The sequence below is a fragment of the Mariniradius saccharolyticus AK6 genome, assembly GCF_000330725.2.
GTDB classification, from domain to species: domain Bacteria; phylum Bacteroidota; class Bacteroidia; order Cytophagales; family Cyclobacteriaceae; genus Mariniradius; species Mariniradius saccharolyticus.
In genome coordinates, this window is record NZ_AMZY02000024.1 from 1 (window position 1) to 17383 (window position 17383).

16 protein-coding genes and 2 tRNA genes are annotated in these 17383 nt (G+C 46.5%); 12 read left to right on the forward strand and 6 right to left on the reverse strand.

The features are described 5' to 3' along the window. Positions 1–11 precede the first annotated feature (11 nt). Positions 12–86: transfer RNA gene (locus C943_RS20275), tRNA-Val, on the reverse strand. 123 nt (positions 87–209) lie between these two features. Further along, positions 210–2057, reverse strand: coding sequence for a TonB-dependent receptor (locus C943_RS20280; protein ID WP_008631711.1), 1848 nt, complete (start codon positions 2055–2057; stop codon positions 210–212). A gap of 220 nt (positions 2058–2277) precedes the next feature. On the opposite strand from C943_RS20280, the gene C943_RS20285 reads away from it, so the two are divergent. After that, on the forward strand, positions 2278–4227 hold the full coding sequence (locus C943_RS20285; protein WP_040481599.1) for a M1 family metallopeptidase: 1950 nt from the start codon (positions 2278–2280) through the stop codon (positions 4225–4227). Between the two features lie 30 nt (positions 4228–4257). Here C943_RS20285 and C943_RS20290 read toward each other — a convergent pair whose 3' ends face one another. The 4 genes from C943_RS20290 to ruvC all read right to left on the reverse strand — a co-directional run bounded on the left by C943_RS20290 (position 4258) and on the right by ruvC (position 7976). Then, positions 4258–5364, reverse strand: a complete 1107-nt coding sequence (locus tag C943_RS20290) for an SO2930 family diheme c-type cytochrome (RefSeq protein WP_008631720.1) — start codon at positions 5362–5364, stop codon at positions 4258–4260. A 2-nt stretch (positions 5365–5366) separates the two neighbouring features. After that, on the reverse strand, positions 5367–6671 hold the full coding sequence (locus tag C943_RS20295) for a parallel beta-helix domain-containing protein (RefSeq protein WP_008631723.1): 1305 nt from the start codon (positions 6669–6671) through the stop codon (positions 5367–5369). 106 nt (positions 6672–6777) lie between these two features. Next, positions 6778–7341 (reverse strand): Crp/Fnr family transcriptional regulator, encoded by a 564-nt coding sequence (locus tag C943_RS20300; RefSeq protein WP_008631725.1) that lies wholly within the window; start codon positions 7339–7341, stop codon positions 6778–6780. A gap of 59 nt (positions 7342–7400) precedes the next feature. Then, the gene (gene ruvC, locus C943_RS20305; protein WP_040481602.1) at positions 7401–7976 is read right to left on the reverse strand and encodes a crossover junction endodeoxyribonuclease RuvC; all 576 of its coding nucleotides are present in this window, start codon (positions 7974–7976) and stop codon (positions 7401–7403) included. Positions 7977–7998: 22 nt separating this feature from the next. On the opposite strand from ruvC, the gene C943_RS20310 reads away from it, so the two are divergent. From C943_RS20310 to C943_RS20355, 11 genes are all read left to right on the forward strand, one after another. Then, positions 7999–9123 carry a glycosyltransferase gene (locus C943_RS20310; protein WP_008631730.1) on the forward strand — a complete coding sequence of 375 codons (1125 nt, stop codon included), beginning with the start codon at positions 7999–8001 and terminating at the stop codon, positions 9121–9123. A 24-nt stretch (positions 9124–9147) separates the two neighbouring features. Next, positions 9148–9399, forward strand: a complete 252-nt coding sequence (locus C943_RS20315; protein WP_008631732.1) for a hypothetical protein — start codon at positions 9148–9150, stop codon at positions 9397–9399. A 14-nt stretch (positions 9400–9413) separates the two neighbouring features. After that, positions 9414–10625, forward strand: coding sequence for a PP2C family protein-serine/threonine phosphatase (locus C943_RS20320; protein WP_008631734.1), 1212 nt, complete (start codon positions 9414–9416; stop codon positions 10623–10625). A 2-nt stretch (positions 10626–10627) separates the two neighbouring features. Further along, positions 10628–11257: a polysaccharide deacetylase family protein gene (locus tag C943_RS20325; RefSeq protein WP_008631737.1), complete on the forward strand. Its 630-nt coding sequence runs from the start codon at positions 10628–10630 to the stop codon at positions 11255–11257. After that, positions 11218–12360, forward strand: a complete 1143-nt coding sequence (locus C943_RS20330; RefSeq protein ID WP_245545575.1) for a glycosyltransferase — start codon at positions 11218–11220, stop codon at positions 12358–12360. The genes C943_RS20325 and C943_RS20330 overlap by 40 nt, the downstream gene beginning before the upstream one ends. Then, on the forward strand, positions 12357–13133 hold the full coding sequence (locus C943_RS20335; RefSeq protein WP_008631741.1) for a TatD family hydrolase: 777 nt from the start codon (positions 12357–12359) through the stop codon (positions 13131–13133). The genes C943_RS20330 and C943_RS20335 overlap by 4 nt, the downstream gene beginning before the upstream one ends. Continuing rightward, positions 13130–14194, forward strand: a complete 1065-nt coding sequence (locus tag C943_RS20340) for an asparaginase (RefSeq protein ID WP_008631742.1) — start codon at positions 13130–13132, stop codon at positions 14192–14194. The genes C943_RS20335 and C943_RS20340 overlap by 4 nt, the downstream gene beginning before the upstream one ends. A gap of 88 nt (positions 14195–14282) precedes the next feature. Next, positions 14283–14373: transfer RNA gene (locus tag C943_RS20345), tRNA-Ser, on the forward strand. A 242-nt stretch (positions 14374–14615) separates the two neighbouring features. Then, positions 14616–14795: a hypothetical protein gene (locus tag C943_RS22655; protein WP_425411278.1), complete on the forward strand. Its 180-nt coding sequence runs from the start codon at positions 14616–14618 to the stop codon at positions 14793–14795. A gap of 18 nt (positions 14796–14813) precedes the next feature. Next, the gene (locus C943_RS20350; RefSeq protein WP_425411279.1) at positions 14814–16178 is read left to right on the forward strand and encodes a sulfatase-like hydrolase/transferase; all 1365 of its coding nucleotides are present in this window, start codon (positions 14814–14816) and stop codon (positions 16176–16178) included. Positions 16179–16558: 380 nt separating this feature from the next. Continuing rightward, a complete protein-coding gene (locus C943_RS20355; RefSeq protein ID WP_008631743.1) occupies positions 16559–17365 on the forward strand; it encodes a MotA/TolQ/ExbB proton channel family protein in 807 nt (268 codons plus the stop codon). Positions 17366–17383: the final 18 nt, after the last annotated feature.

The following is a 17383-nucleotide window of genomic DNA, read 5'->3' on the forward strand; positions in this document are numbered from 1 at the left end:
GGGCTTCGAAGTGGGAGTTGAGGGATTCGAACCCCCGACCCTCTGCTTGTAAGGCAGATGCTCTGAACCAGCTGAGCTAAACTCCCGAAAACCGCTCCCTTTCAGAACGGAGTGCAAATATATGTTTTTTATTTTTTTGACTGCAAAGAAAGAAAACCGAATTTTTTTCTTTTGTAAATAATCGCCTGATTTTGAACCAATAAATTTTCTTAATCCAAATTCACCGTCACCCCGGCCTTGGCCCATCTGCCCGGCATTTGAACCCAGCCGGCTTCGACGTAGTCGGTATCAGTGATGTTGGAGACCTCCACAAAGAATCCGAATTTTTTTAACCTATTGAAATCCAAGCGTGCGTCCATCAGGAAATAGGGATCCAAGGCCATCCGCTCGATGTACCGGGCCTTCAGCGTAAATTCTGCCCGTTGGAAAAACTCCGCCTGAATGCCCGCAATCAGTTGGTGGCGGAGGGAATTGAGCGCATAGCGTGATTCCAAGCCAGGCGCTTGGTTGAGGTTGGCGTTGATGTAATTATAGCTGATTTGGAACTCACGAAGCTTGGCATCACCATTTCCCCAATTGAGGAAATATTGGAAGGATGTCTCAATCCCATGGAAATCTACAGCCGTGATATTTTCTGGAGTCCATCGATTTGGGTTTGGATCTATTTCCGAAGGTTGGCGGACGTAGTCGATGAGATTTTCGGTGCGACGGAAGAAGTATACCAATTCTGTTCTCAGTCGGGGCTTCCACACTTTCCATCCCGCCTCATAGGTTTGGGCTTCTTCGGGCAAGAGATTGGGATTGCTACTGTTGGACGGGTCTTGGTAGTACAGTTCGGTAAAAGAAGGCACCCGGAAGCTCGCACCGTAGTTGGCATACAGACGGGAAGCGGGGCTGAGTTGGTAGCCGACTTCCGCTCCGGGGAAATGCCGCCATTTGTATTGGTCGTAATAGTTGGAATAAATCCCAACCCTGAAGTCCAATTTTTCGCCGATTTCTTTACGGTGCTCTGCGAAGATGCCCATGAATTGTCGTTCTCGTTCTCCCAAATTGGTACTTTCGAGGTTTTCCTGCCTTCCTTCCAAGCCAAATCCTGTCGTGCCCAATTTGGATTGATAGGTACCGTTGGTTTCCAAGGCAAGGACATCCGAAGTGTGTAGGTTCGTGAAAAACTCCGGCTCAAGTCGTCTCAATCTGAATTCGTCATCGTTTCGTCGCCAATAGCCACGGGTTTGAATTTGGAGCCTTTCGGCCCGGTATGTATGGCTGATGGAGGCGAGGTAGGTTTCGGTAGCCTCCCATTGGTCGGGAAAGCGGTTGGTATAGAAGCCATTGGCGCCAAAGTCCCGATCCGTGTAGCCAAACATCGTCCGAATCTCGTTTTTCTCATTGATGTCTATGCCCGATTCATAGAAAAGGTTGTTGACTTTAAAATCGGAATTGTACCAATGGCCATTCGATTGGTCTCTCGATAGTGACACTGTCTGTTTGTACTTTCCAATCGGCGCTGAGGTTATAATGTGTCCGCCCAAGGCCCCAAAATCGCCTCCATAGGCCTGCATCCTAAACATCGAAGTTTCTGGCAGTTCCGTGATAATGTTGACGGCACCGGCGTATGCATTTTGTCCAAAAATCCGCGAGCCTGGACCTTTCAATACCTCGATCCGCTGAATGGATTGGAGCGGGACGGGAATGTTCATCATATGGTGGCCCGTTTGTGGGTCGGTGAGCTTGATGCCATTGAGCAACATGAGGGTCTGTTCGAAGCTTCCGCCACGGATGCCGATATTTGCTTGGACGCCAGAAACGCCGCGCTGCCGTACATCCACGCCGGGTGTGAAAGAAAGCACTTCCTGAAGGCTGCGGGCCGGCGTGGTCTCGATGGCTTTCCGCCCGATGACGCTGATGTTGCGGGAAGTCTTGTTAAAGGGGATTTCCATCCGGTTTTCCTGAAGTATAAATTCCCCCAAATCAACCGTGGATGTATCTTGTTGACTGAACCCCGAAATATTTATCGTGGCAATCAATGAACATAAAATCCAAAATTTATTCATCATCAGTTGTGGTAAGTTATGAAACAAATTACTTCCATTTTTTCCCAAGCAACAAACTTTCATTCTGCCAGCTGAAGGAAAAAGGGGAGGTGGCTTTAAATATTTATTGTGTCAATGCCTGAAAACCTTTCTTTTTTGATTTCGGAAACCTGGCAGCACCAAAAATGATTTTTTCTTCAAGTCGGATTCCTTATTTTCGGCAACTTTAAAAATAATTTGAAATATGGGATTGAGAATATGGGTACTCTTGCTTTGCATGAGTGTTTCGTTGGCTGTAAATGGCCAGCAGGTCAAAGACAACCGCGACGGTGCGTTTACTGAATTTGGATACCGACAAGGGACCGCTTACAGGACTGCGTCTGGAAAGCCCGGGCCGATGTATTGGCAAAATGGCGCAGATTACAACATTGACGTGGCATTGGACGACGTGGAGCATATGCTAAAAGGTAAAATCACGATTACCTATCACAATAATAGCCCCGAGTCACTGGATTTTGTGTGGCTATATTTGGAGCAAAACAGGTTTATGGCTGATTCACGCGGTACTCTGACTACCCCTGTACAGGGCAACCGCTACAACGGAGATGTGAACGGGGGTTACAAAATCGCCAACCTCAAGGCACAAATTGTCGGGAAAAACAGGCCAATTTCAAGTGAATACTTCATTTCCGACACGAGGATGCAGGTGAGTTTTGCCGAGCCGATTCCCGCAAATGGCGGAAAAGCTACCGTTTCGATGGACTTTGAATACAAAATTCCCGAGAAAGGTATGGACCGCATGGGCCGACTCAATGTCAAGGATGGTACGATTTACGCCATGGCCCAATGGTATCCCAAGGTGGCTGTATTCGATGATGTGACCGGTTGGAATACAGATCCATACCTCGGTGCGGGTGAGTTTTATTTGGGCTATGGGGATTTCGAATACAAAGTCACCGTTCCATACAGCCATATTGTTGTGGCCTCTGGCGAATTGGTCAACGCAAGCCAAGTACTTTCGAAGGAGGTGCAGAACCGAATGGCCCAGGCCGCCAACAGTGATGAGCGCGTGTACCTGGTCAAGCCTGATGAAATCAAAAAATACGAGATCACACGTCCAAAACAGGATGGCACTTTGACTTGGCATTTCAAGATCAAAAACGCCAGGGACGTAGCCTTTGCTTCTTCCAAAGCCTTTATTTGGGATGCAGCCCGCATTAACCTTCCTTCTGGAAAAAAGGCCATGGCACAGTCTGTTTACCCGGCTGAAAGTGATGGACAGGAAGCGTGGGGCAGATCCACCGAATACGGCAAGGCTTCCGTAGAGCACTATTCCCAAATGTGGTACGAATATCCCTACCCAGTGGCTGTCAACGTCGCAGCCGAAATCAATGGTATGGAATATCCGGGCGTCAACTTCTGCCATTGGAGGTCCAAAGGGGAGAGCCTTTGGGGTGTGACCGACCACGAATTTGGCCACAATTGGTTCCCGATGATCGTGGGTACCAACGAACGTCGCCACGCTTGGATGGATGAGGGCTTCAATACCTTTATCAACTACTACAGCTTTTTGGCTTTCAACAAAGGTGAGTATACCAACGACCTCATCCAGACCCGCAGGAATGTAGGATGGCTGACCAACAAGGACCGCGAGCCGATCGCTACCCACCCAGACCGTACCCTATCCAACAACCTTGGAATGGTAGCCTACGTCAAACCCGCCCTCGGAATGATCATGCTGCGGGAATATGTGTTGGGGGCTGAGAAGTTTGACAAGGCATTCAGATCCTACATCAAGACATGGGCCTACAAGCATCCGCAGCCGACGGATTTCTTCAACCACATGGAAAACGTCACGGGAGAAAACCTTGACTGGTTCTGGAAGGGCTGGTTCTACAGCAATGGCAACATCGACCTGGCCATCAACGGCGTGTACCCGTACGGTGCCAACTACGTCGTTTCCCTAGCAAATCTGGGAGAGATCCCCATGCCAGTACTGTTGGAAATCACCTATGAGGACGGGCAAAAGGAGCGAAGAATGCTTCCCGTCGAAATTTGGTTCAAAGGCAACCAATGGAACCACTTGCTCAAAGTAGACAAACCAGTCGTCGCAGTCGAGATCGACCCAGACAAAGTCATCACCGATATCAATGCCGGCAATGACAAATGGCCGAATAGCATTTATAAAGATTGATCACAGAAAGGCAGCTGAAAGGCTGCTTTTTTATTTCATCCCATCTATCCACGCCTTGATCAATTTCACTCCCTCCTCATGGACCGTCACGCGGCCGATTTCGGGCATGGCAGCGCCGACTTTGTTGGTAGACATGCGGTAGGTAAGGATGGACTGGTCGGAATGGCCTGGGACGATGTCGTATTTGAAGGAACCTGCCCCCGTACCGGCTGCTACAGGGGCTTTGTTAATGCCAAGTCGCAGCGGGTCCTTTTCTTCATAGGTCAAAAACAACCCCGAAGTACTGGCTGGCCCCTCCGCCCGGTGGCAATGCCCGCAATTGATATCCAGGTAGGCCATGGCACGCAGCTCGAGCGAGTGATTTTCGTCCCGGTAATCGACCATGGACGGCAATAAAGCAATATCCGTCGGACCGGAAAGGTATCCTGCTTCCTGCCATTTCAGCAGTTGGTTTTTTTCTCCCTCAGCAAAGGTGATGGCGTGGTTGAGGTATTTGGCTTTTACCCCGATCGGTACCATCGTTTCCTGTTTGTTGTGACAGTTTTTGCATTGGTTTTTGTTGGGAACGATATAGTTGATCACTTGCTCGTTTCCGGCTTCATCAGTCCATTTCACGGGGATTTCGGCCCCGACGACCTTGTAGATTGCGTCAGTTTGGTCGTCTTTCCATACATAGGGGAATGCATCCCAAGTCCCGTTTCGCCTGATCAGCAGTCTGGTCTCGAGAATTCTCCTGTTTTCCGAGGGTCTGTTGAAGTCCGCCGGGTAAAAGAAATTTTTGATCAGGATCGTTTTATCCGGAAAATCCATGCTGCCTTCCACATCATCCAGAAGCTGGGCGGGATTTCCTTTGGGCATCCAGATGAATCTGGATTTGTGGGCATAATCGGTAAATAGGGAAGAGGATGGTTCGTACAAAAGCACTCCCTCCGCGGGAATCATTTTCTTCATTTGCCCGAGAAAAAAACCGTATTCCGAAAGATTCTTGAAAGGTATTTGGGAAAAATCTACCTGCGAAAGATCCACGGCAGGAGCCTCCCAAATGACTTCTTCGGCAACAATTGTTTCTGACTCAGCAGGCGAATTCTGCTTGCAGGCGCCAATTGACAGAAGACAGACAATGATCAGCTTTCTCATGGTTATTTCAAATCTGTAATGGCGCTCACATCCGTCGTAATTTGGCCCTTGCACACAAACGGACTGTAGTCTTTGCTTGATTTGATGTTTTCTTCACCTTCCCAAAGGTCAAACAGGGAGAAGTGAAGGTCTGCCATTTGGGATTCTTCAATACAAATCTTCATGGGATTGGATTGGATTGCATTGCCGAGATTTTTGTCCCAAAAGCCGTCATAGATGATATCTTGGGTTCTCCCGATTCCCGTCGCATTGTGTACAGTAATCAATTGTCCAAATTCCTTCGATATGTCAGGAAACCTCCAAGTCCGCTTGTAGTCGTTGTCATGAATATAAATATTGCTTGAAAAAGGCGACCAATTCGGGGCATCCATCGGAAAACCGGTAATATGGTAGTTGGCGATGGCAAGACCTACCGTTTTGTTTTCATGGATTTTGTTGCCGTAGATTTCCACATCCTTGGCCGCGAGAAGGACGATTCCCGAACCTGGAGGAATCATTGTCACGGTGTTACCATTGGGTTCATCGCTGATTGGCACCGCAAAGTTTACATGGTTGTTGTGAAGTACCTCGTTGTTGTAGATCTTCGTCCCCCTACCATCTGCTTTCGGTAGACCGGGAAGGTTGAAGACCAAAATTCCGCCTGCATTGTCTCGGGCGATGTTTCCATAGACTTCGGCGTTGTCACAGTTTTCGATCTCGATACCCGCCACATTGCCAAAGGCCAAACTGTTTCGAACTACAACATTTTCCGATTGGCCAACATAGATACCGGCATCCTTGGAGTGGGAGGCCACGCATTCGTCGATAAGGACATTTTTGCATTGGACAGGATAGATGGCGTAGGTGCCGTTATCCGATTTGCGTCCGTGTGTCCAAGTTACATTGACCTTTCTGAAGGTAATGTCCTCCGCATGCTGGGCTTTGATGCCGTCGCCCGGTGCGTTTTCGATGGTGAGGTCCTCGATTTTTATCCGGTTACCGACAAGCTTTACACCCTCTCCGCCTGCTTTGAGGTTTTTGAAGGAAAGCACCGTTTCAGTCATTCCTGCACCTCGGATAGTGATGTCGTTTTTGTTGTCAAGGATAAGTTGGGTTTTGAGTTCAAAGAATCCGGCTGGAATCTCGATCACAGTACTGTCTTCGGCAAGGATGAATTGCTCCACCACTTTTTCCACTTCTTCGGCGCTTGCTCTGCTAAGTTTCGAAGAATCAAAAAGTTGCTCGTTGGTAGAGCTGTTGCATCCTGAAAGCAGACTGAGAGAAAAAATTGCAAGAAGGTTTTTTGCTTGAAATAGGTTGAAGTTCATTTGGGTTTAAATTTTCAATGGTTGAGGTTGCTCTACCCTTAATATAATGGGATATTACAAATTTAACCCTTTACTTCAGCCAAGATTATTGATCAAAGGCAAAAAATCAGATAGTTGCACGGATGCGGCTGAGCGTCTCAAGGCTCATGTCCAAATACGAAGCGATTTGACCTACCGAAGCTTTATGAATGATATACGGCTTTGTTTCCATCAACTCCAAGTATCTTTCTTTTGCGGATTTGAATTTTGAAAAAATCAAATGCTCCTCCAACTCAATGTAGTTCTGTTCGAGAATTCGCTGGTAGAGGTACGCAACATGACGGTCTTCGATGAGCAATGGCATTAATTGGTCATATTGGAACTCGATAACTTGACAGATCTCCAGCGCCTCGGCACTTTCGTAGGAAGGCATTCGCGAAATGAAGCTTGACATTGAGGAAATAAACTCACCCTTTGTGCTGAAGCTTATTGTGATATCCTTTTTGTCCTTGTAATAGAACGAACGCATCAATCCCCGCTCAATGAAACCGATCTTGTCGCAGATTTCTCCCTCCTGAATCCAGAGCTCCCCTTTTTGCAGGGTTTTTTCCGTAAGAATACTTTCCAGTTTGTTTTGGCTTTCTTGGGGCAATGCTAAGAATCTGCCGAAAAGCTGTTGTAGGGATTCCAAGTGGCTGATGGGTTATTTTTCGCGACAATCAAACAGCCGAAAAGTACAACTTTTTTGAATCATGGCTTTATTCTGTCTGGATTTTCTTCCAAAAATGCCTTCCAACCCTCAGACCTACCTCTTGTTTGAAGCCTTCCTTCGTGAAAATGATGACAAACTGCCACAGCAAGGGCGTCTGTGGCATCGAGCAGCTTTGGGATTTCCTGTATTTTGAGCAAAGTCTTTAGCATTTCCGCAACCTGCTCCTTGGATGCATTTCCGTTACCGGTGACAGATTGCTTGACTTTTTTGGGCGAATATTCCGTGATGGGGATCTCCCGGGCGAGCGCGGCTGCCATCGCCACGCCTTGCGCCCGTCCCAGTTTCAACATGGACTGGACATTTTCTCCATAAAACGGAGCTTCCAAAGCAACTGCGTCTGGCAAGAATTCTTCTATCAAACCCGTGATCCGCTCAAAAATCTTTTTAAGCTTCAATTCGTGGGTTTCATACTTTTTCAGATGAATGACGCCATATTGTAACAGGCTGTATTTTTTACCTTCTGTCAATATGACTCCATATCCCATCACGTTGGTGCCGGGGTCGATTCCCAGAATAATTTTTTCCTTTCCCTCTTTTTTTTCTTCTTTACCCATTACCGCAAGTTTAACCATTTCCATGCTGAGTTTTTACCTTTTCTTCGGGATACTTTATGCCTTGCTGCTGCGCGGTTTGGGGAAGCTGTGGAGGGATATGGCGTCCGGTCTTCCAAGACAAAAAGGCGTAACGGATGTTTCGATTGTCGTCGCATATAGAAATGAGGCAAAAAACCTGGGGGCTTTGCTGGATTCTGTATTGAAGCTAACCCACCGTCCGTTGGAACTTATCATGCTGGATGATCACAGCGATGATGGTGGTGCGGGTCTTGTGGATGATTACCGGGAAGTGTTTTTGGAGAGTGAGATCCATCTGGTCTCGGTGGCAGCCGAATCGCACGGTAAAAAGGCTGCGATCGCGCAGGGCGTAGAAATGGCAAACGGCGACATCATCCTGACGACTGATGCCGACTGCGAACTTCCAGACAAATGGGTAGAAGGCATGGTGGTTGCATTTGAAGAATCGGACGTCCATTTGGTCGCCGGCCCGGTAATCAGCTCGGGACAAAGCGGATTTTTTGACCGATTTCAACAGATCGAGTGGGCGAGCATACTCCTTGTCACGCAGGCTGGCTTTTCGCTTGGAAATCCGATCATGTGCAGTGCGGCCAATATGGCCTTTAGAAAATCATCGTTTTTGAAAGTGAATGGCTTCGAGGGCAATACCCACATTCCTACCGGTGACGATGAGTTTTTGTTGAAAAAAACCGTCCGCCAATTTGGGGCTGTTTCGGCAAGATACATGAATAGTCGAAATGTCCTCGTAAAGACCCTACCGCATGCGAAATGGCCGGAATTGTTTTCCCAACGCATCAGATGGGCATCCAAATGGCGCATGCACGGTTCAATGGTACATATGTTGGCAGCCGTATTTCCGGCAATCATTCAGTTGGCTTGGGTCGGATCTTTGGTATTGTTGTTCCAAGGATGGAAGGGCGCCTTGGTTTTTTTCTTTATTTGGTTTTTGAAGATTTGGTATGAAAAATTGGCACTTGGAAAGGTGCTGAAGAGTTATTCGATCTTGAATCCGGCCCTCAGCTTTTGGGTCACCAGCATCATTCATCCTTGGTATGTTTTGGGCGCTGCGATAGGAACGCTTTTTCTAAATTATACCTGGAAGGACCGGAAATATGGGCGCAAGCAGTAATTTTAAGGGCAAATGCAAAATAAAATGACCGATTCGGAGTTTGACCTTTTGGACGAGTTGTACTTTGTCCAGCCTTTCGGCTATCTGCTGGAAAGCTTGGGCTGGTCTGAGGAAAAGCTGTTGGAGACGCTCCAATCTGCTTGCGAAAAAGGATACATCAAGTGTCTTTACAGCCCGGATGAGGAGGTTTTTGAGCGTTTTGATATGTTCAAATTGGGCCGCAACTTGTACTTTCTCGCTACCAAAAAAGGCCTCATGGAGCACAATGCGCTCTAGTAAACTGAATAACTGTGGAAAAATCCATTGTAAAATACCAACGGAAAGAACTCGAGCTCAAGGCGCTTTTGGAGATTACCCAAGCGATCAATGAGAACAAGCCCGCAGCGGTGCTGTTGGACATATTCAAATTTACCTGCTTGGTACATTTGAATATCCGCTCGATTCTTTTGTACATGGTCAACCAAGACCATTTCGAAAAGCGTATCTCCCACGGGGTCAAAAACAAGGTTCCTGATATCATTTCCGATCGAAAAGTCCATTATGACAAGGACTCCGGGCAATTGCATATCGAAGTGGAAGCACCTTATTCATTCAGCGAACTGGAGAATTATTTGCCTGTTTTTCACAAAGAAAAAATGCTCGCGATCCTCTTTTTGAAAAAGAAGGAGGAAAAAGAAGACCTGGATCTCGACTTTACCCAAGCCCTTACCAATATCATGGTCGTTGCCTTGGAAAACAAACGATTTGCGAAGCGCCAACTCGAACAGGAGCGATTGCGGAAAGAGGTCGAAATTGCTTCCAATGTGCAGCGGATGTTGTTTCCCGCGGTCTTGCCGGATTCCCAAAAAATGCGTGCAAAGGTCACTTACATTCCGCATTCGACGGTCGGCGGCGATTATTATGACCTGATTCAGCCCTCAGAGGAGGAAGTATTCTTTTGTATTGCGGATGTTTCGGGCAAGGGAATGCCTGCGGCCTTGCTGATGTCCAATTTTCAAGCTGCGTTGCGGACGCTCTTGCGGAGCACAAGGGATTTAAAGATGATCGTGGAGCAGTTGAATTACACCATATATGACAACACAAAAGGAGAACGCTTCATCACCTTCTTCCTCGGTCATTACCATTTCAAAAACCGAACACTCCAATATGTCAACGCTGGGCATAATCCCGCCGTGTTGTGTTGGGAAGGGGAGCAAAGAAGCGAAAATCTCGGTGCCGGTACTACGGTGATCGGGGCCTTTGAGGTTTTGCCATTTTTGGAAACAGGCCAAAGAAGCCATTTGACCAATTTCACGGTCCACCTCTACACCGACGGATTGACCGAACGGTTCAACAAGGCGGAGGAAGCCTACGGGGACGATCGCTTCATGCAATTTGTGAGGAAAAAACTCTGCATCGATCCGCACCGGTTTCACGAACTGTTTTTCAAGGAATTGGAGCAGTTCGCGGAAAGCAGCGAGCAAACCGACGATGTCACGCTTCTCAGCATTAGATTTCAGTAGCGATGGTTTGGATGCACCACGTTCCCTCTGTTGTCCCGAGACTATTCAGACATTTTGTTTGGCACAAGGACCGTCAAAAGGCGATCGTTTACCTCACTTTTGACGATGGGCCCGTGCCCGGCGTGACGGACTATGTATTAGCAGAATTGGCAAAAAGGAACATGTCGGCTACCTTTTTCATGGTTGGGGATAACGTATCAAAAAATCCATCCTTGGCAAAAGAAGTAATCGCCGCGGGACACCAAGTCGGCAACCACACCTTCAACCATCTGAATGGAGGCAGGACTCGGGATGATTTTTACCTTGAAAATCTGAAAAAGTGCCAGGACATCTTGCTGGAAAAAACTGAAAGAGTGCCACGCATTTTCCGACCACCCTACGGCAGGATTACAAAAAGCCAACACGGCATTATTTCCAAGGATTACGAAATCATCATGTGGGATGTGTTGTCGGGGGATTTTGACTCAAAGCTCGACCCGAAGATCTGTTTCCAAAAATCCGTGAAATACACGCGCAACGGATCCATCGTAGTATTCCATGATCAAGAAAAGACAAAGGATATGTTGCCGAAAGTACTGCCAAACTATTTGGATTGGCTGTCAGACAAGGGTTTCAAGACCGGCGTCCTGTGATGGAGTTTGCTGCCATATTGATTGTGATCGGTTTGGTTTTCCAAGATTTCCTGCTGAGCTCCTTTTTGGTTTTCAATTTTTATGGCTTCAGAGGAGAAATACCCAAAGAATGGCCGCACGTCACCATTTTGATTCCCAGCCGCAACGAGGAGAAAAACCTGCCACGATGCCTTTATTCGGTCAATAAGCTGGACTATCCGCTCGATAAGCTGGAGATCATTCTCGGGGATGATAGGAGTGGAGACCGTACCTGGGAGATTTTGGAAGATTGGCAGAGACAGAAGGACCATGTCCATATCATGAAAATCTCAGAGGGCAATCCTGAAAATATGAACGGGAAGGCCAATGCACTCGCTCAAATGGCGGAAAAAAGTAAAGGAAGCCTGCTTTTGTTTACTGATGCAGATTGTGTTCTTCCGCCCACTTGGGTGAAATCAATGGTCCGCGCACAATTGGAATCGCAGGCTGGAGTGGTGACAGGCATTACTTCCGTCGCTCCAAAAAGTCTTTTTGCCAGGATGCAGGGGATGGATTGGTGGCTGACACTCGGGATGGTCAAGGTCATCAGCGACTGGGGCAATGCCGTCACCTCCATGGGCAACAATATGTTGATCACCAAAAAAGCCTACGAAGCCGTGGGCGGTTTTGCAGGTATTCCCTTTTCACTGACTGAGGATTTCGAAATCGGGAAAGCCATCAAAGAGAAAGGTTTTAGATCGATTCATCTCGTGTCAAATGAGAATCTCGCCCAAACTGAAGCGATGCAAGGCTGTGGGGAATTACTCAGGCAAAGGAAGCGCTGGATGTACGGAGCTATGCAGTTGCCGATGTTTTGGAAGCTGCTCCTGGCGCTTCAGGTTGCTTTTTTTCCAGCAATTTTGTTTTTGGTTTTTTTACATCCTTTTGAAGGATTGGCGGTCTGGCTTTTTAAAGTAGCAACACAAGGATTCTTTATTTACTTGTTTGCGTCCAAAACGGGTGAAAAATTGAAAAAACGGGATTTTGTCTTCTTTGAATTATACTATCTCGCTACGGCATGGTCCACGATAGTTTATTATTTTTGGCCTTCCAAAACCGACTGGAAAGGAAGAAAATACGGATGAGATTTACCGATACCCATGCCCACATCTATTCTGACAAGTACCAATCAGACCGTCAGGACGTAATCCAACGTGCGGTAGAACAGGGTGTGCACCATATATATATGCCCAACGTGGACGTCGATACCATCGAGCCGATGTTGGATGCTGAATCGAAAAACCCGGGAATCTGTATTCCCATGATGGGACTGCATCCATGCGATGTGAAGGAGGATTTCGAAAAGCAGTTGTATGTCATGGAAGAATGGATCTCAAAGCGGGCGTTTGCCGGAATCGGTGAGACAGGATTGGACTTATATTGGGACAAAACGTTCTTCGCCCAGCAGAAAGAAGCCTTGCGAATACAAATCCAATGGGCCAAGCAGAAGCGTTGGCCGATCATTTTGCACTGTCGGGAATCCATGGATGAGACCATATCGATCATCCGTGAGGAAAAGGACGAGAACCTATTCGGAATTTTCCATTGTTTCACTGGTACTTCAGATCAGGCAAGGCAAATAATGGAGTTGGGTTTTTATCTAGGAATCGGAGGTGTGTCCACTTATAAAAACGGGGGATTGGATTTGGTACTCCCGGAAGTCGGTATGGGAAAAATCGTGTTGGAAACCGATGGGCCCTATTTGGCGCCAGTGCCACACCGTGGCAAGCGCAATTCACCTGAATACATTCCACTCATTGCGCAGCGGGTTGCAGATATTTTCCAGACTTCCCTAGCGGATATTTCGGCAGTTACAGAAAAAAATGCGCAAACCATCTTCAAGCATTATCCAGGATGAACTATAAAATAGTCCGACTCAATACCGGTGCAAAAAGCGAAACCACCGCTTCCGTGCTGATTATCTACACGGGAGGTACTTTGGGCATGGCCTACGATGAATCGGGGGCCCTCGTTCCTTTCAATTTCGGCCAAATATTGGAAAAGGTGCCAACCCTTACCAGTATGAACATAGCCGTTACAGTGATTTCCTTTCCCGAGCCGATCGATTCATCCAATGTCAACATGAAGCATTGGGTGGATATGGGCTACATCATTTTTGAAAATTATGATAGCTACGATGGCTTTGTTATCCTTCATGGAACGGATACGATGGCCTATTCGGCTTCTATGCTGAGTTACATGCTGCACGGACTCAATAAGCCGGTCGTCTTCACGGGGGCGCAGTTGCCCATTTCGGCGATGCGATCCGATGCCCGTGAAAACCTGATGACTGCTTTGGAGATTGCGACAGCCAAGATGGACGGAAAGCCCATCGTCCCGGAAGTTTGCATATTTTTCAACCACATGTTGCTTCGAGGGAATCGATCCAAAAAAGTGCAAAGTGTGCATTTTGATGCCTTTGAATCCGAAAATTATCCACCTTTGGCTGAGGCTGGAATTATCATTGACTACAACTTTGCTGCGATCAGTCCCCTGAAGACTGGCAGTAAGCTGAAATTCTACAACAAGTTGGATAATCGGGTGATTATTTTGAAGCTATTCCCTGGCATTACGCGACAGGTCATGGATTCGTGTTTTGCGATCGAAGGCCTGAGGGGAGTGATTTTGGAGACCTTTGGTTCGGGAAATAGCCCCAGCGAAAAGTGGTTTTTGGATTCCCTTTCCGATGCCATCAAAAAAGGTATCATCATCCTGAACGTATCCCAATGCAATGGCGGCCGCGTCATCCAAGGACGCTACCAAACGAGCAAGGATCTTTTGCGCATCGGGGTTCTCAGTGGTGGAGATATCACCACGGAGGCGGCGATTACCAAGATGATGTTCCTCCTCGGCAACGAGACCAAAGACTCCGAAGTCAGGAAAAAACTTACTGAACCGATGGTGGGGGAGATGTCCTGATTCGATCTTCTTAAAATTTACCGTGTAGGTTTGCACTCGGGGAAATAAATTCATTTCTTTGCACTCCGATTCAGGAAAATCAACTTATAGAGAGGTGTCCGAGTGGTTGAAGGAGCACGCCTGGAAAGTGTGTATACCCCTAAAGGGTATCGAGGGTTCGAATCCCTTCCTCTCTGCCAAAACCGAAAAACCCTGTCAATTTTGACTGGGTTTTTTAATTTAAAGGTTTGGAGACCAGCCTCTTTAAAACTCGACCCTTGGATCTTTTGCTATTCTTTTTTTCTTGGGGATGTCCATATTTATATGATGACAAAAAGGGGATCTGTAGACTCATCTTTTTATTTTTGGAAAAGGTGTGTCCTTTTATGAGTGAAACTTAGCGTTCATCAGTGTCAAAAACTTTCCCATATCATAAATTCAAATGAAGGTTCAAATTATATCCGGTAGGATTTTTGTTTTCATGTTGTTCGTTTTTCTTTTCGGCTGTAGCCAACGAAAACCGGAGGGGAACGGCACCATCGACAACCCCAACATCATCATCATTTACCTCGATGATCTAGGTTATGGCGACCTCAGCGCCTATGGTGCCACAGCCTTATAAACTCCCAACATAGACCGCTTGGCCAACGAAGGGCTCAAGTTTACGAATGCATATGCCACGTCTGCGACCTGTACGCCCAGCAGATATGCCTTACTGACTGGGATTTATCCGTGGAGGAATGAAAATGCGAAGATTCTGCCGGGTACCGCTCCTTTGCTGATAGGTGTTGATCAAATGACCCTTCCTAAGATGCTCAAGACAAAAGGTTACAACACTGGTGTCGTCGGCAAATGGCATCTTGGTCTTGGTACCGGTCACGTGGATTGGAACGAGCGGATTTCCCCTGGACCAAACGAGGTTGGGTTTGATTATGCCTTTATTATGGCAGCCACGCAGGACAGAGTCCCGACTGTTTACATCGACAACGGCCGCGTGGCAGGGCTGGAAAAGGATGATCCAATCTTGGTGGATTATGATAAAAATTTTGAAGGCGAACCCACTGGGCTGGAAAATCCCGAATTGCTCAAAATGAAATGGCATCATGGACACAACAACAGCATTGTAAATGGTATACCTCGAATTGGGTTTATGAAAGGCGGGGAGAAGGCCAGGTGGGTCGATGAGGAAATGGCGGATGTTTTTTTGGAAAAAGCACAGAAATATATCCGTGAAAAGAAAATTGGATCAAGACCGTTTTTCCTTTACTATGCGATGCAGCAACCACATGTGCCTAGGACTCCGAATCCCAGATTCGAAGGCCTATCCGGCATGGGACCGCGAGGAGATGTGATTCTGGAGGCAGACTGGTGTGTCGGTCAGTTGATGAAGACTTTGGAGGAGGAAGGACTTTTGGAAAATACGTTGGTGATTTTTTCATCGGACAACGGACCCGTTTTGAACGACGGCTATTACGATGATGCAGTTGAAAAATTGGGTACGCATGCGCCAGCTGGACCGCTCCGTGGCGGCAAATACAGCCTGTTTGAAGCGGGGACTCGGGTACCTTTTATTACCTACTGGAAAGGGAGGATTCAGCCGGGGGTTTCTGACGCGATGGTTTCCCAATTGGATCTGCTGACTTCTCTGGCCACATTAGTGGGGAGTGATATCCGCGCTGACGATAGCATGGATTTGCTGTCAGTTTTGATGGGTGATTCCAAAATGGGACGAGAAGAACTGATTTTGGAAGCCAGCACAAGAACCGCCCTGAGAAGCGGGGATTTTGTGATGATTCCTCCATACGATGGACCTGCTGTCCAGACCCAGGTCAATATCGAACTTGGAAACGACAAAGGATATCAGTTGTACAATCTGAAATCAGATATCAGCCAGAAAAACAATATTGCCAGCAGCGAGCCTGAACTTTTGGAAAAGTTGACCAAGAGGTTTAATGAAATCCGTGGCTCAAAATCAGTCCCTGTCGAGCAGCTTGAATTGAAATGAATCGGCGTTGATTTGGTCTTAACGAGTTCAAGATGGCCAAAACAACTGACAGAAAATCACACGTTTCTTCATGATTTTCGAATTCATATGTTTTCTATCTTTCCAAGCTGTTGATGAAGCCTTGAACATCGCAATTTCGAAAACCCAAATAATCTCTCCTTTTAAGGGAAAGACTTTCCATTCATATAAATGATTTGGATGGATCCTTTTTCATGATTTAGCTTGCGATTCTATCAAATTGAAAAAATTGGCAATAGAGATTGAAAAAATTTATGAAAATATCGTTTGCAAATTCATTTGAAAAAATGATAACTTTAAAATCTCATTATTAAGTTAGAAACCGTTTAACCTTTATCTAAATTCAATTTAAAATCTACATTATGAAAAAGTTGATCGCTTTGTTCATGCTTTCCGGAATGCTAGCCTTCCCGGTAATTACAAAAGCTCAAGATGCAGCAGCAGATTCTGCAGCAACAGAGGCCGTGCAAGAGGCCGTAGAAGAGGCTCCTGCCACACCTGCTGTTGTCGATGATGAAATCGTAGCTGAGGAAAAAACCTTCCACCAAGTTATCAAAGAAAAGTTCATCGAGGGTGATCCAGTGTGGATGGCTCCGGTATTGATTTGTTTGATTCTTGGATTGGCAATCGCCATTGAAAGGATATTCACTTTGAATCTCGCTACAACAAATACTAAAAAACTGTTGACAAAAGTAGAGGATGCACTTGCACAAGGCGGTATCGAAGCGGCAAAGGATGTTACCAAAAATACAAAAGGCCCAGTTGCTTCTATTTTTACTCAAGGCTTGATGAGGTACACTGAGGGTATTGAAATGGTTGAAAAATCAATTATTTCCTACGGTTCTGTTGAAATGGGTCGTTTGGAAAGAGGTTTGGTTTGGATTTCATTGTTTATTGCACTTGCCCCGATGTTAGGATTTTTGGGAACTGTAATCGGTATGATCCAAGCATTCGACGCAATCGAAGCAGCAGGTGACATTTCTCCATCACTGGTAGCCAGTGGTATTAAAGTGGCCCTTTTGACTACTGTCGCTGGTTTGATTGTAGCTATCATTCTTCAGCTTTTCTACAACTATTTGATTTCCAAAATCGATGGATTGGTAAATGATATGGAAGATGCTTCCATTTCATTGGTTGACCTTCTCGTGAAGCATAAATTATCAAAGTAATTTGTAGCTGGTTTTTAC